16 protein-coding genes are annotated in these 15,013 nt (G+C 53.6%); 11 read left to right on the forward strand and 5 right to left on the reverse strand.

The window, feature by feature from the left end; translation table 11 throughout:
* Positions 1–211: 211 nt before the first annotated feature.
* Entirely contained in the window at positions 212–964 is a 753-nt protein-coding gene (gene loiP, locus ACLRGG_RS01645; RefSeq protein ID WP_416248118.1) for a metalloprotease LoiP, read from the forward strand.
* A gap of 64 nt (positions 965–1,028) precedes the next feature.
* On the opposite strand, the gene speB is transcribed toward loiP, so the two are convergent.
* The 3 genes from speB to ACLRGG_RS01660 are packed head-to-tail and all read right to left on the reverse strand — an operon-like array spanning position 1,029 to position 4,076.
* The gene (gene speB, locus ACLRGG_RS01650) at positions 1,029–1,952 is read right to left on the reverse strand and encodes an agmatinase (RefSeq protein ID WP_416248120.1); all 924 of its coding nucleotides are present in this window, start codon (positions 1,950–1,952) and stop codon (positions 1,029–1,031) included.
* Between the two features lie 38 nt (positions 1,953–1,990).
* Entirely contained in the window at positions 1,991–3,967 is a 1,977-nt protein-coding gene (gene speA / locus ACLRGG_RS01655) for a biosynthetic arginine decarboxylase (RefSeq protein WP_416248121.1), read from the reverse strand.
* A complete protein-coding gene (locus tag ACLRGG_RS01660; protein ID WP_416248156.1) occupies positions 3,960–4,076 on the reverse strand; it encodes a virulence promoting factor in 117 nt (38 codons plus the stop codon). The genes speA and ACLRGG_RS01660 overlap by 8 nt, the downstream gene beginning before the upstream one ends.
* Before the next feature lie 567 nt (positions 4,077–4,643).
* Here ACLRGG_RS01660 and metK point away from each other — a divergent pair.
* From metK to ruvX, 8 genes are all read left to right on the forward strand, one after another.
* Complete coding sequence (metK, locus tag ACLRGG_RS01665) at positions 4,644–5,798, forward strand: methionine adenosyltransferase (protein WP_416248122.1); 1,155 nt, start codon at positions 4,644–4,646, stop codon at positions 5,796–5,798.
* A 411-nt stretch (positions 5,799–6,209) separates the two neighbouring features.
* Positions 6,210–7,607 carry a sugar porter family MFS transporter gene (locus ACLRGG_RS01670; protein ID WP_416248123.1) on the forward strand — a complete coding sequence of 466 codons (1,398 nt, stop codon included), beginning with the start codon at positions 6,210–6,212 and terminating at the stop codon, positions 7,605–7,607.
* 67 nt (positions 7,608–7,674) lie between these two features.
* Positions 7,675–8,199 (forward strand): SprT family zinc-dependent metalloprotease, encoded by a 525-nt coding sequence (locus ACLRGG_RS01675; protein ID WP_416248124.1) that lies wholly within the window; start codon positions 7,675–7,677, stop codon positions 8,197–8,199.
* 106 nt (positions 8,200–8,305) lie between these two features.
* A complete protein-coding gene (gene endA, locus ACLRGG_RS01680; RefSeq protein ID WP_416248125.1) occupies positions 8,306–9,019 on the forward strand; it encodes a deoxyribonuclease I in 714 nt (237 codons plus the stop codon).
* A 73-nt stretch (positions 9,020–9,092) separates the two neighbouring features.
* Positions 9,093–9,824 (forward strand): 16S rRNA (uracil(1498)-N(3))-methyltransferase, encoded by a 732-nt coding sequence (gene rsmE, locus ACLRGG_RS01685; protein ID WP_416248126.1) that lies wholly within the window; start codon positions 9,093–9,095, stop codon positions 9,822–9,824.
* Between the two features lie 53 nt (positions 9,825–9,877).
* Entirely contained in the window at positions 9,878–10,822 is a 945-nt protein-coding gene (gshB, locus tag ACLRGG_RS01690; protein WP_416248127.1) for a glutathione synthase, read from the forward strand.
* A gap of 95 nt (positions 10,823–10,917) precedes the next feature.
* Positions 10,918–11,481, forward strand: coding sequence for a YqgE/AlgH family protein (locus ACLRGG_RS01695; protein ID WP_416248128.1), 564 nt, complete (start codon positions 10,918–10,920; stop codon positions 11,479–11,481).
* A complete protein-coding gene (gene ruvX / locus ACLRGG_RS01700; RefSeq protein WP_416248129.1) occupies positions 11,481–11,903 on the forward strand; it encodes a Holliday junction resolvase RuvX in 423 nt (140 codons plus the stop codon). The genes ACLRGG_RS01695 and ruvX overlap by 1 nt, the downstream gene beginning before the upstream one ends.
* Before the next feature lie 364 nt (positions 11,904–12,267).
* Here the strand turns inward: ruvX and ACLRGG_RS01705 are convergent, their stop codons facing one another.
* Together ACLRGG_RS01705 and ACLRGG_RS01710 are read right to left on the reverse strand one after the other, a co-directional pair.
* Positions 12,268–12,435, reverse strand: coding sequence for a YhfL family protein (locus ACLRGG_RS01705; RefSeq protein ID WP_416248131.1), 168 nt, complete (start codon positions 12,433–12,435; stop codon positions 12,268–12,270).
* 273 nt (positions 12,436–12,708) lie between these two features.
* A complete protein-coding gene (locus ACLRGG_RS01710; RefSeq protein ID WP_416248132.1) occupies positions 12,709–13,704 on the reverse strand; it encodes a type IV pilus twitching motility protein PilT in 996 nt (331 codons plus the stop codon).
* A gap of 15 nt (positions 13,705–13,719) precedes the next feature.
* Between ACLRGG_RS01710 and ACLRGG_RS01715 the strand changes: the two genes are divergently transcribed.
* Positions 13,720–14,427 carry a YggS family pyridoxal phosphate-dependent enzyme gene (locus ACLRGG_RS01715; RefSeq protein WP_416248157.1) on the forward strand — a complete coding sequence of 236 codons (708 nt, stop codon included), beginning with the start codon at positions 13,720–13,722 and terminating at the stop codon, positions 14,425–14,427.
* An 8-nt stretch (positions 14,428–14,435) separates the two neighbouring features.
* Positions 14,436–14,987: a YggT family protein gene (locus ACLRGG_RS01720; RefSeq protein ID WP_416248133.1), complete on the forward strand. Its 552-nt coding sequence runs from the start codon at positions 14,436–14,438 to the stop codon at positions 14,985–14,987.
* The last annotated feature ends 26 nt before the right edge of the window (positions 14,988–15,013 follow it).

Here is a 15,013-nt window from a genome sequence, read left to right on the forward strand (position 1 = left end):
GTAAAAGACGACCCACAATGTACATGAAGATCCCATCGTCTGTACATGGCGTAACGTGCAATATAACCGGTACGCCCTTGCATTTTTCATTCTGTGAACTATGCATTAGCGCGGAACGCGTTTATAACGCCCTGTGACAGATTTGCTCTCCTTTCCTGTCCTTATGGCAGGTTTTTACCCTTAATCTCTTGTTACTCAATGGATATACCCAATGAAATTACGTTCTGCTCTGGTGGCATTTGCCGTCGCCAATGCACTCTCCGGCTGTGCCAATATCGACAGCAACGCCCTGATGGAGTCCGGCGCACAGGCTTTTCAGGCTGCGACTCTCACCAATGCCCAGGTGAAAGCCCTCAGCGTTAAGTCTTGTGAACAGATGGATAAAGAGGCGCAGATTGCGCCAGCGGATAGCCCTTACACGCAGCGACTGAACAAAATCGCAGCGGCGCTGGGCGATAATATCAACGGCACGCCAGCAGAATATAAGGTCTATATCACTAAGGACGTAAACGCCTGGGCCATGGCAAATGGCTGCATCCGCGTTTACAGCGGACTGATGGATTTGATGACCGATAATGAAGTCGAAGGCGTACTGGGTCATGAGATGGGCCACGTTGCTTTAGGGCACACCCGTAAAGCTATGCAGGTTGCCTGGAGCACCACCGCAGCACGGACGGCGGCGGGTGCGGCGGGCGGCATTGCGGGCTCGCTGTCGCAGTCTCAGCTTGGCGATCTGGGGGAAAAACTGGTCAATGCACAGTTCTCGCAGACGCAGGAGTCACAGGCGGATGACTACTCTTACGACCTGCTGAAGAAGCGCGGTATCGATCCACAGGGGCTGGTCACCAGCTTTGATAAACTGGCAACGCTGGAGGGCAGTCATCAGAGCACAATGTTTGACTCCCACCCGGCCTCAGCTGCCCGCGCACAGCATATTAAGGAGCGCATCGCGTCAGGTAAATAAACGCTGAGCGAAAAAAAGGGCCTGACGCAGTGATGCGCCAGGCCCTTTTTTAGCACACTGGTGGTCAGATGCCTTTATTGACGGCCTGAACGTGCAGCATATCCAGCGCCAGCGTGGCGGCTGCCAGCGAGGTCAGATCGGACTGATCGTAGCCCGGCGCAACCTCGACCAGATCCATCCCGACAATATTCAGTCCCTGGAGACCGCGTACCAGCTTAGTGGCTTTATCGGTCGTCAGCCCACCGATCACCGGTGTGCCGGTACCCGGTGCATGGGCAGGATCCAGACAGTCGATATCGAAGGTCAGATAAACCGGCATGTCGCCTACAATCTGCTTCACCTGGGCAATGATATCGTCCACGCTGCGCTCATTAACCTGCGCGGCATCCAGCACGTTGAAGCCGAGAGTGTCATCAAATTCAGTGCGAATACCAATCTGTACCGAACGTGCAGGATCGATAAGCCCCTCTTTCGGCGCGTGATGGAACATCGTGCCGTGATCGAACGTTGGGCCGTTAGAATAGGTATCGGTGTGCGCATCGAAATGCACCAGCGCCATCTTACCAAAATGCTTTGCATGGGCGCGCAGCAGCGGCAGCGTCACATAGTGATCGCCACCAAAGGTCATCATGCGCTTGCCGCTTTCCAGCAATCTTTCAGCGTGCGCCTGGAGTTTGTCACTCAGATCCTGAGAATCACCGAATGCGTAGACCAGATCGCCACAGTCGATCACCTTCAGATGCTGACGTAAATCAAACTTCCACGGCCAGCGGCACCCTTCCCACGCCAGGTTGGTGGAGATCTGGCGGATGGCACCCGGGCCTAAACGGCTACCGGGACGACCAGAGGTCGCCGCATCGAAAGGAATACCGGTAATTACCCATTCAGCATCGCTATCCCAGGGCTGAAAATTAACCGGAAAACGCATAAACCCGAAGGCGTTAGACACCAGCGAGTTGTCGTACTGGTGGCCCAGCGTGTTATTCATACTCTGTCCTTTTACTATCAAACCGCGCGAGGGGAAAACTATTCGTCTTCCAGATAGGTATAGCCATAAAGACCTGCTTCAAACTCGGCGATAAACTGCGCGCGCAGCTCCTCATCCAGGTCGCTCTCTTTAATCTGTTTGCGGAAATGCGTCAGCAGCTCCTGAGGATCAAGCTGAACGTATTCCAGCATGTCCGCCACGGTGTCCCCTTCGTCGGAAAGCTGAACTTCCACGCTGCCGTCCGCAAAGGCGAATACGTCTACCGCTTCGGTATCACCAAACAGGTTATGCATATTCCCCAGGATTTCCTGGTAAGCACCCACCATAAAGAAGCCCAGCATCGGGGGATTATCCACGTCGTACTGCGGCATCGGCATGGTAGTGGCTATCCCGTCGCCGTCGACATAGTGATCGATAGTGCCGTCTGAATCGCAGGTGATATCCAGCAGCACCGCACGGCGCTCCGGCGACTTGTTCAGCCCTTCGAGCGGCAGGACCGGGAACAGCTGATCGATACCCCACGCGTCCGGCATTGACTGGAACAGCGAGAAGTTGACGTAAATTTTATCCGCCATGCGCTCCTGCAACTCGTCGATAATTGGACGGTGCGCACGATTACTCGGATCAAGATGCTGCTGAATGTAGTTGCAGATGCTCAGATAGAGCTGTTCCGCCCAGGCACGCTGGTTCAGACTATAGGTCCCCTGCGAGTAGCCGGTATGGATATCGAACAGATCCATCTGGCTGTCGTGCAGCCATTCACGCAGCGAGCGACGGTTGCTCGGTTCGTGCATCTCCTGCCAGGTATCCCACATGCTGACGATAGGACGGGGTGAATCGTCTGAAGGTGCCTGCGGCGTACTGAATTCATTACGCTCCACGCCAATGATGTTAGACACCAGCACGGTATGGTGCGCGGTCACCGCACGGCCTGACTCGGTGATCACCGTAGGATGCGGCAGATTATGCTCTTCACAGGCATCGCCGATCGCCCAAATCACGTTGTTAGCGTATTCGTTCAGGCCATAGTTTACCGAACAGTCGGACTGCGAACGGGTTCCTTCATAATCAACGCCCAGACCGCCGCCAACGTCGAAACACTGGATATTAACGCCCAGCTTCGCCAGCTCAACGTAGAAGCGCGCAGATTCGCGTACGCCGGTTGCGATATCACGAATGTTCGCCATCTGCGAACCCAGGTGGAAGTGCAGCAGCTGCAGGCTTTCAAGGCGACCCGCCTCGCGCATGATATCAACCAGCTTCAGAACCTGGGTTGCGGAAAGGCCGAATTTAGATTTTTCGCCGCCGCTCGACTGCCATTTGCCGGAGCCCTGAGAAGCAAGTCGGGCGCGAATGCCAAGGCGCGGCGTGACGCTAAGGCGTTCTGCCTCTTCCAGCACCAGCTTCACTTCGGTCATTTTCTCAAGGACCAGATAGACCTTGTGGCCCATCTTCTCCCCGATCAGGGCCAGACGAATATATTCACGATCCTTATAGCCGTTACAGACAATGACCGAACGGGTCATTCCGGCATGGGCCAGCACTGCCATCAGCTCGGCCTTTGAACCCGCTTCCAGCCCCAGCGGCTCGCCGGAGTTGATCAGGGATTCAATCACGCGCTTGTGCTGATTAACCTTGATCGGGTAAACGAGGAAGTAGTCGCCGCGGTAGCCATAGGATTCGCGGGCGCGCTTAAACGCCGCATTAATAGAACGCAGGCGATGTTGCAGAATTTGGGGGAAACAGAACAGGGCAGGAAGACGCTGACCATCGGCCTCGCGCTCTTTCACCAGTTTCGCCAGATCGACGCGCGCTTCCGGCACGTCCGGATCGGGGCACACGCTGATATGACCCAGTTCGTTCACGTCATAGTAGTTATTGCCCCACCAGGCAATATTATAGGTGCGCAGCATCTTGCTGGCATCCTGATCGCTCATGGCCACCTCCTGCATTGAGCGGAGTACACCCTGTTCGCCTGCTGACGAACCCTTGATTGTCTTGATGTCGTCAGACATTGCGAGCCTCAAATTGGTAAAATGCGGAACAGTTAACCACTATCGCAGGGAAAGCCCGCGACAACAACCCATCGACTTGCGGGGAATTCAGCATAAAATGCTGCGGCATCGCACCTGTCGGTTTCTGAAGTATAACATCAAACACGTAACGGCCTCCGTCAGGAGTCAGACAGTCAATAGCGAAAACCTCTCAGGGTAACTGAGAGCACCGGGTTGCCACCCGTAACAATACCCACCTGCACGCACTGGAAAACGATTGCCGGTGTGCAGACGATGGAGAATGCATGCCTGAAAAGGCCGTAAAGGAGGGATAGTCCGCCAATCCTTTCTGTAAGGCTTTAAGCAGCGGCGTTTTATACAGCCGGATCCGGTGAAATGCAAAATCTAAACGTGCGAAACGCCCGACCGGTTAGCAATTTCTGCTATTTTCATCCCCGGTGAAATTTGATTTCATGAAAAAATGCTGGCAATCCGCTTAACGAGTAACCTAAAATAGCCGTCCAGATGTTAATCCATCCATACCGGTTAACTTCTAAGCGTCTTAGAACCTATGTACTGCTCACGGCTTTGCCTGAGGGGGCGCTGAGCACAAGGCCCGTTTGATATTGCAGACTGGTACCCACTCTTTCGCGCTATGCAGTCGATTCCAACCCGTATTCGTAAGGTAAAGAATAAAATGGCTAAACACCTTTTTACATCCGAGTCCGTATCAGAAGGACATCCCGACAAAATTGCCGACCAGATTTCTGATGCCGTGCTCGATGCTATTCTCACACAGGATCCTAAGGCGCGCGTTGCCTGTGAAACCTATGTAAAAACTGGCATGGTGCTGGTCGGTGGTGAGATCACTACCACGGCATGGGTCGATATCGAAGAGATCACCCGTAATACCGTGCGTGAAATCGGCTATGTCCATTCCGATATGGGCTTTGATGCCAACTCCTGTGCCGTATTAAACGCCATTGGCAAGCAGTCTCCTGATATCAACCAGGGTGTGGATCGTGCCGATCCGCTGGAACAGGGTGCGGGCGACCAGGGCCTGATGTTTGGCTACGCCACTAACGAAACCGACGTTCTGATGCCTGCGCCCGTGACCTATGCGCACCGTCTGGTTCAGCGCCAGTCAGAAGTCCGTAAAAACGGCACGCTGCCCTGGCTGCGTCCGGATGCTAAAAGCCAGATCACCTTCCAGTATGACGATGGTAAAATCGTTGGTATTGATGCGGTAGTGCTTTCTACCCAGCACAGCGAAGATATTTCCCTGAAGGATCTGCAGGAAGCGGTGATGGAAGAGATCATCAAACCCGTTCTGCCAGCAGAGTGGATTAACCCCGGCACCAAATACCACATCAACCCAACGGGCCGTTTCGTTATCGGTGGACCCATGGGCGACTGTGGCCTGACCGGCCGTAAAATTATCGTGGATACCTACGGCGGCATGGCGCGTCACGGCGGCGGTGCTTTCTCAGGGAAAGATCCTTCTAAAGTGGACCGTTCAGCGGCCTACGCCGCCCGTTACGTGGCAAAGAACATCGTTGCTGCAGGTCTGGCCGATCGGTGTGAAATTCAGGTTTCCTATGCCATCGGCGTGGCCGAGCCAACCTCGATCATGGTTGAAACTTTCGGGACTGAAAAGGTGCCTACCGAGCAGCTCACGCTGCTGGTGCGTGAGTTCTTCGATCTGCGCCCTTACGGCCTGATTCAGATGCTGGATCTGCTGCACCCGATGTACCGTGAAACGGCTGCATACGGCCACTTTGGCCGCGAACATTTCCCATGGGAAAAAACCGACAAGGCAGCCCAGCTGCGTGAGGCCGCGGGTCTTAAATAAGCCCAGTCATCGTCGGTTAAGGGGCACCCCAGGGTGCCCTTTTTGCTGCCCGCTATCTGGCAGTTTATCGTTGTCTGTCTACACTTCGGTGACGCAGAACGCGATGGGTGATAACGATTACATCATGAAACTTGCTGTTTTTTCTAATATTAAGAATTTACTGGCCTGACAAATGCTACTGTAATGCGTTATTTTCAGCGCTGTCTGATAGAGGACCATCAGGGAATTAAGTGAAAATATTTAGTGCTATGACTAACTGGTTATAAAGCGTAAGCGCGCATGAACAGGCTACTTTTACAGAGATCCAGTGTGTAACCGATTACACCGTTGTGATCTGTAGCACAGTCTTGTGCCCAAAGGTTTTCTAACATTTATAACAACAATATGCAGTACCACTTACATGGAGGCTTTATGCCTGATAATAAAAAACACAGCAGGACCTCAAATAAGGTCATGACCTTATTTGTGTGTTTCCTGGCGGCGCTTGCCGGCCTGCTTTTTGGTCTGGATATCGGCGTTATTGCCGGTGCCCTACCCTTTATTGCGAAAGACTTTAACGTCACTGCCCACCAGCAGGAATGGATTGTCAGTTCAATGATGTTCGGTGCCGCCGTCGGTGCTGTCGGTAGCGGCTGGATGTCTTCACGCCTGGGTCGTAAGAAAAGCCTGATGATTGGCGCAGTGCTTTTCGTTATCGGTTCACTCTGGTCGGCAATGTCCCCTAACCCGGAAATGCTGATTGTGGCTCGCGTTCTGCTGGGCCTTGCCGTCGGTGTGGCCTCTTATACCGCGCCACTTTATCTCTCTGAAATTGCACCAGAGAAGATCCGCGGCAGTATGATCTCCCTCTACCAGCTGATGATTACCATTGGTATCCTGGGCGCCTACCTCTCCGACACCGCCTTTAGCTTCACCGGCGAATGGCGCTGGATGCTGGGTGTGATTACCATACCCGCTGCGCTGCTCCTGATTGGCGTGTGCTTCCTGCCGAATAGCCCGCGCTGGCTGGCGGCGCGTGGTAACTTCCGTGATGCTCAGCGCGTGCTTGATCGCCTGCGTGACACCAGCGAACAGGCTAAGCGTGAGCTGGACGAAATTCGCGAGAGCCTGAAAATCAAACAGTCCGGCTGGAGCCTGTTTAAAGATAACGGTAATTTCCGTCGTGCAGTTTATCTTGGGGTTCTGCTACAGGTTATGCAGCAGTTCACTGGTATGAACGTTATCATGTACTACGCGCCGAAGATTTTCGAAATTGCGGGCTTTACTAATACCACTCAGCAGATGTGGGGCACGGTAATTGTCGGCCTGGTCAACGTGCTGGCAACCTTTATCGCTATCGGTCTGGTTGACCGCTGGGGCCGTAAGCCAACGCTGAAGCTGGGCTTCACGGTGATGGCCGCAGGCATGGGTATTCTGGGTACGATGCTGCATATGGGCATTCACTCCTCAGGCGCACAGTACTTTGCCATTGCCATGCTGATGATGTTTATCGTTGGTTTTGCCATGAGCGCGGGTCCGTTGATTTGGGTACTCTGTTCAGAAATTCAGCCGCTGAAAGGCCGCGATTTCGGTATCACCGTGTCCACCGCGACCAACTGGATTGCTAATATGATCGTGGGCGCAACCTTCCTGACCATGCTGAACTCGCTTGGCAACGCTAATACCTTCTGGGTGTATGCCGGTCTGAATGTGGTCTTCATCATCCTGACAATTATCCTTATCCCGGAAACCAAAAACGTTTCTCTTGAGCACATTGAACGCAACCTGTTGAGCGGCAAAAAACTGCGCGACATCGGTCAGCGTGACTAAATCTTTCTGGCCGGGGAAACCCGGCCATTAATTGATCTCCCCGCTTTCCCATCGTATTCTCTGCCTTATGAAAACCCTCAGACTTCCCGTCGCCCTTCAGCAGGCGGTGATGCGCTCGCTGCGCGAAAAATTACTTCAGGCTAACCAGCACCTCGAGCGCGACTATCCGGAACCGAAAGTAGTTTATCAACAGCGTGGCACGGCTGCCGGAACGGCCTGGCTACAAAGCTGGGAAATCCGGCTCAATCCCGTGCTGCTGATGGAAAACCAGCAGGCGTTCGTTGACGAGGTGGTGCCGCATGAGCTTGCTCATCTGCTGGTCTGGAAGTATTTCGGCCGCGTGGCACCGCACGGGAAGGAGTGGAAGTGGATGATGGAAACCGTGCTGGGTATTCCTGCACGACGTACCCATCAGTTTGAGATTGAAACCGTCCGCAGCCGCTCTTTTCCCTATCGCTGCGGCTGCCAGCAGCACCAGCTTACCGTCCGACGTCATAATCGCGTACTGCGGGGCCAGAGTGAGTACCGCTGCGTACGCTGCGGCGATCGTCTGCTTCCCGGCGATTTCCAGCAATCTGAAAATTCCATTTAATGATGAATAAACAGGCAAAAACCCACTAAATCATCGCCGTCAGTTTCCGAATATTCAGGGCATCTGTTACTCTCGCCGCCTTGATTTATTACTGACGTTCTGGAATATGCTTCGCAAAATTATCAGTATTCTTACCTGCTGTTTATTCCTTCCGGTTTTTTTCGCCCACGGGCGTGGGCTGGAGAACTATCACCAGAATAGCTTTAGCCAGGCCAAAACCTGGGCCGCCAGGATTAATGCCGATGCGCCCGGCAGCTTCTACTGCGGCTGTAAAATTCAGTGGCAGGGTAAAAAAGGCGTGCCCGACCTGGCATCCTGCGGCTATCAGGTGCGTAAAAATGCAAATCGCGCCCATCGTATAGAGTGGGAGCATGTGGTGCCCGCCTGGACTTTCGGCCATCAGCGTCAGTGCTGGCAGCAGGGCGGGAGAAAACAGTGCGCTAAAGATGCCGGCTACCGACAGATTGAGACGGATCTGCATAATCTGCAGCCAGCGATTGGTGAAGTGAACGGCGATCGCGGTAATTTTATGTACAGTCAGTGGAACGGCAGCGAGCGCCAGTATGGCCAGTGTGAAATGAAAATCGACTTCAAAAACAAGCAGGCCGAGCCGCCTGCCCGCGCACGTGGCGCCATCGCCCGCACCTGGTTTTATATGCGCGATCGCTATAAATTAGCCATGTCCTCGCAGCAGACCCAGCTGATGACGGTGTGGAACAAGCAGTATCCGGTTACGGCCTGGGAGTGTGAGCGCGACAACCGCATCGCCCGCGCACAGGGAAACCATAATCCTTATGTACAGCAGGCTTGCCAGCGGTAAAATCACTGACCTAAACTAGAGCTCTTTAATGGCCGTGCTACCGTGCGGCCAGTCACTTTTAAGCAGGACTTCCATGCGCATACCCCGCATCTTCCACCCCGAAGCGATAACGCCGGGCAGCGAAATGGCTCTCAGCGACGAGGCCGCTAACCATGTTGCCCGCGTGTTAAGAATGACGGTCGGCCAGCCCCTTGAACTCTTTAATGGCAATAATCTGACTTTTCAGGCAGAAATTGTGCACGCCGACAAAAAAAGCGTGCGGGTTCGCGCTGGCGAAAGTCGTGAAGATAGCCGTGAATCCCCGCTCTACCTGCATCTTGGGCAGGTTATGTCACGCGGCGAGAAGATGGAGTTTACCATTCAGAAAGCCGTCGAGCTGGGCGTAAATGCCATTACCCCCTTGTTTTCTGAACGCTGTGGCGTAAAGCTGGACGCGGAAAGACTGGCGAAGAAAATTCAACAGTGGCAGAAAATCGTCATTGCGGCCTGCGAGCAGTGCGGCAGAAATAGTGTGCCAGAGGTCCGGGAAGCGATGACGCTCGCGACATGGTGTGCCGAGCAGGACGACGGCCTGAAGCTTAACCTCCATCCACGCGCCAGCCAGAGTATTAATACGCTGCCGCTGCCCGTTGAGCGCGTCCGCCTGCTGATTGGCCCCGAAGGGGGGCTTTCCTCCGACGAAATAAGTATGACCTCAGGCTATGGATTTACCGATATTCTTTTAGGTCCGCGCGTATTACGTACGGAAACGACAGCCTTAACCGCAATTACCGCCTTACAGGTTCGCTTTGGCGATTTGGGGTAGGTACTTACCTGCGTTCCACATGCAAATATGGCCGCTCACTGGAGAAGCAAAAAATGATTAAGCTTGGCATTGTGATGGACCCGATTACCTCCATCAATATTAAGAAAGACACCAGCTTCGCCATGTTGCTGGAAGCACAGCGCCGTGGTTATGAAATTCATTACATGGAGATGAGCGATCTTTACCTGCGCGGCGGAAAAGCCCGCGCGCATACGCGCCTGCTGAGCGTGGAACAGAACGCTGAAAGCTGGTTTGCGTTCGGCAGCGAACAGGATATTGCGCTGGCCGATCTGAACGTGGTGCTGATGCGTAAGGATCCACCATTTGATACCGAATTCATCTATGCCACTTACATCCTTGAGCGCGCAGAGGAAAAAGGGACGCTGATTGTCAATAAGCCGCAGAGCCTGCGTGACTGCAATGAAAAGCTGTTTACCGCCTGGTTTGCGGAACTGACGCCAGATACGCTGGTCACACGTAATGCACAGCAGATCCGTGAGTTCTGGCAGACGCATGGCGATATCATCCTTAAGCCGCTGGACGGAATGGGAGGCGCCTCGATTTTTCGTATCAAGCAGGAAGACCCCAACCTGTCGGTGATTATTGAAACGCTGACCGAGCACGGCCGCTTTTACTGCATGGCGCAAAATTACCTGCCCGCGATTAAAGAGGGTGACAAGCGCGTGCTGGTAGTGGATGGCGAACCGGTGCCTTACTGTCTTGCACGCATTCCTAAATCCGGCGAGACGCGCGGTAATCTGGCCGCCGGTGGACGCGGTGAAGCCCGCCCGCTCAGCGACAGTGACTGGGAAATCGCCCGCCGTGTTGCGCCAACGCTCAAAGCTAAAGGGCTGATTTTTGTGGGTCTGGATATCATCGGCGATAAGCTGACCGAGATTAACGTAACCAGCCCAACCTGCGTGCGTGAGATCGAAGCAGCATTCCCTGTTTCAATTACGGGTATGCTGATGGATGCCATTGAGAAACGCCTGGCATAACTTTTTATACGGGGTCAGCGGGCCCCGTAATTAACCCGTTAACGTCATCTGCGGCCCCGGCTGCGGGTGGTTAACCCGAATACAGAACCCTGATAATGAATTTACAGCATCATTTTTTGATTGCGATGCCGACCCTGCAGGATCCGCTGTTTAAACGCTCGGTGGTCTATATTTGCGAGCATAATGACGAAGGGGCAATGGGCCTTATCGTTAACAAGCCGATGGAAAACCTGACGGTAGAGGGTATGCTTAAAAAGCTAAAGATCGTGCCAGCCCCGCGCGATCCGGCGGCAAAACTCGATAAGCCGGTGTTTGCCGGTGGCCCACTGGCAGAGGATCGCGGATTTATTCTACACTCTGCTGATCTCACCTTTGCCTCGAGTATTCGCGTGTCAGATAACACCATTATTACCACCTCCCGCGATGTGCTGGAGACGCTGGGCACGCCGGAACGTCCAAAAAACGTGCTGGTCGCTCTGGGCTACTGTGCCTGGGAAAAAGATCAGCTGGAGAGTGAACTGCTGGAAAATGCCTGGCTCACCACCCCGGCAAACAGCAATATCCTGTTCACCACGCCAATCGCCGATCGCTGGCGCGAGGCGGCAAAAAGCATTGGCGTGGACATACATAATATAACCAGCGATGCAGGACACGCCTGATGACACATATGACCCTGCTGGCGTTCGATTTTGGCACCAAAAGTATCGGCGTCGCCATTGGACAGCAGCTGACCGGCACCGCCCGCCCCCTCAATGCGCTCAAGGCTCAGGATGGAATTCCCGACTGGAGCAAAATCGAAGCGCTGCTTAAGGAGTGGCAGCCCGATCGCGTTGTCGTCGGGCTGCCGTTGAATATGGATGGCACCGAGCAGCCACTGACCGTCCGGGCCCGAAAATTTGCTAACCGGCTGCATGGTCGTTTTGGCGTCCAGGTTGATTTGCACGACGAGCGTCTTAGCACCGTCGAAGCCAGAGCGGATTTATTTGCTCAGGGCGGCTTTCGCGCACTGAATAAAGGAAGCGTCGACTCACTGTCAGCGGTCATTATCCTTGAAAGCTGGTTTGAACAGGCCTGGTCATAAGTATAATGCTACCGCACTGACCCAACGTTATTTAGCGCTGCTTATTGCGTTGGGGTGAATAATGCTGCAACAGCACTGTGCGCTATGCTGAATAACGGGCGCGGCAGGGAATCTCAGAAACCTGAATAATTAGCAAATTAATTATTATCCTTGTCTATTATTGTTAGCCAACCGCACTGTATTACTCCACTGGATCACTCAATATTTGCATTCAGCCAGACAATTAACAAAATTGAAGCCTGTTACCCTGATGCTGGTAATGAACCGGGGAGAATGTGCAGCATAAGGTGTCCGAACGACGAGGCAGCCCTGCGTAAAAGCCGCCCTTACAGGGGCGGCTTTAAAGCGATAAACTGATGCAGGCTTATTTATCTGTTGGGCCACATCCGCCAATGATTTTGGAAATTGAAATGGCTGGGTGGAGTAGATAATTATAGTCGCAGTTTTTTTCTTTATTAGAAACACTACCGCTACAGCCTGATAATGTTGCGATGACAGCAGTAAGAAGAGTGTTCTTGATTAATTTACTCATATAATTCCCTTTAACTAAATTAGTTTATTAACACCGCGCAATATCCTGGCGGAAACATAATATAACCCTAAAATAAGCAATGTTACAAATAAAAAAATAATTTTGAGACTCTTTTTCACAACGCACCAGTACGCTTTCAACAGACCTGCAAGCGAGCGATGAATTCGAAAATAAACCGCTAAACAGCGTTTCCAAATAGCGCTCAAGGCAGAGCTATGCAGATAAGCGATCCGTTATCACATCAGCTGATCAGTTCGTCAGTTCGTCAGTTCGTCAGTTCGTCAGGCCCATCTTGCGTCTTTCATGCAGGCTTTGTTCGAAACTTTGCATGCCGGATTGCATACCCGTCTGCAGCAGACCCGGTAGCTGATGCGTTTTCCCCTCGCGGATCATATTCGCCACCGCCGGGGTATTCACCAGCACTTCAAACAGCGCTACCCTGCCCCCGTGACTTCCCTCCACCAGCTTCTGGGAGATCACCGCCTTCAGGCTGCCAGCGAGCTGGCTGCGGATCAGGCTTTTATCCGTGCCGGGAAACGCGTCTACCAGTCGCTCAACCGCCTGTGCTGCCCCACGGGTATGGAGTGTTGCCAGCACCAGGTGCCCGGTTTCTGCCGCCGTCAGGGCCAGCTGGATAGTGTCGGGGTCCCGCAGTTCGCCAAGCAGGATAACGTCCGGATCTTCACGCAGCGCTCCCCGTAATCCCTCGCTAAAAGAGGCACAGTGCAGCCCTATTTCCCGCTGCTGGATCAGCGATATCTGGCTGCGATGAAGGAATTCGATCGGATCTTCCAGCGTAATGATATGGCGATCCTGATTTCTGTTGAGCGCGTCGACAAGCGCGGCAAGCGTGGTCGATTTTCCGCTCCCTGTCGCACCGGTTACCAGCACCAGCCCCTCCTTCTGCTGCAGCAATCCATCGACAACGGACGGTAGCCGCAGCACGTCCAGCGCCGGGCAGTCACTCGCAATCAGCCTGACAGCCAGTGATAATCCACTCCTTTGCTGGAAAAAATGCGCCCGCAAACGCGTTCCACCCGCGGTAGTCAGTGCAATATCGGCCTGTCCGACGCTTTCCAGCTGCGCCTGCCGGGCGCAGTCCAGCCAGGCGCTCGCCAGTGATTCCAGCGCTGTCGCACCGATAGCGGCACAGCCGTTTATTTTTTCCAGTCGGCCATTCAGTCGCCAGAAGGGTGGCTGACCACTGCAAAGGTGCAGATCCCCCGCATTATGCTTTACACTAAGGGCCACAATGTCTTCGATATCCATAATTTTTCCCTGACTATGACCTCGATTCAGCACAACTTACACCTTGTCCTTGAGCATATCTCAGCGACTGCTTCGCGCTGCGGGCGCGATCCAAAAGAAATTACGCTGCTTGCAGTCAGTAAAACCAAACCTGCGAGCGCGGTCCGGGAGGCCGCCGCCGCCGGACAGCTGTGCTTTGGTGAAAACTACGTGCAGGAAGGCGTTGATAAAATTCAGGCGTTAGAGAATCCGGGACTGGAATGGCACTTTATCGGCCCCCTGCAATCCAACAAGAGCCGCCTGGTGGCTGAGCATTTTCACTGGTGCCATACGCTGGACCGTTTAAAAATTGCGCTGCGCCTGAATGAGCAGCGTCCTGACGCTTTACCGCCGCTGAACGTGCTTATCCAAATAAACATCAGCGATGAGAACAGTAAATCTGGCATCATGCTGGAAGAGCTGGAAGCGCTGGCTGATGAGGTATCCCGGCTGCCGCGTCTGAAGCTGCGGGGCCTGATGGCCATCCCGGCTCCGGAAGCGGATTATTCGCGTCAGCTGGCGGTATGTCGGCAGATGGCAGAAGCGTTGGCTGAGCTGAAAAAGAAGCATCCCGGCGTCGATACGCTTTCAATGGGGATGAGTGACGATATGGACGCTGCGATTGCAGCAGGCAGTACCATGGTGCGCATCGGCACCGCTATTTTTGGCGCGCGTGATTACAGCGCCACTCACAACAATAACTGAGGAAACCCATGCTGACGTTGACTTTTTTGGTAACAACGGTAATTAACCTGTACGTCAAAGTGTTGTTGCTACGCATCTGGATGCAGTGGGCGAGATGCGATTTCTATAACCCCTTTTCGCAGTTTGTTGTAAAAATCACCCAGCCGGTGATCAAGCCGCTGAGGCGCGTGATTCCGTCGGTTGGTCCACTGGATACCGCCTCACTGCTGCTGGCATGGGTGCTGAGCGTGCTGATGTTTACGCTGCTGTTTGCCCTACAGAGCCGGGTCTTTATCTTCGATCCGGTCTTCCTCTACTTTGGCCTGGTGTCTGTCGCTAAAGCCGCGGGAATGCTGGTATTTTGGGTGATTATTATCCGTTCGCTACTGAGCTGGGTCAGCCAGGGCCGCAATCCGGTTGATTTGGTACTTTTACAGCTTACCGAACCGTTGATGGCCCCCATTCGCCGTATTATTCCGGCCATGGGCGGGATCGATTTCTCCGCAATGGCGGTGATCCTGATCCTCTATATGCTGAACTTCCTGGGTATGGATTTCATCCCTGGCTGGTCACAGCTGTAAGTTTTCATCGCAGTAAATGCAGGATT

The sequence above is a fragment of the Erwinia sp. PPS120 genome (genome assembly GCF_047918655.1).
In the GTDB taxonomy this organism is placed as follows: Bacteria; Pseudomonadota; Gammaproteobacteria; order Enterobacterales; family Enterobacteriaceae; genus Erwinia; species Erwinia tasmaniensis_A.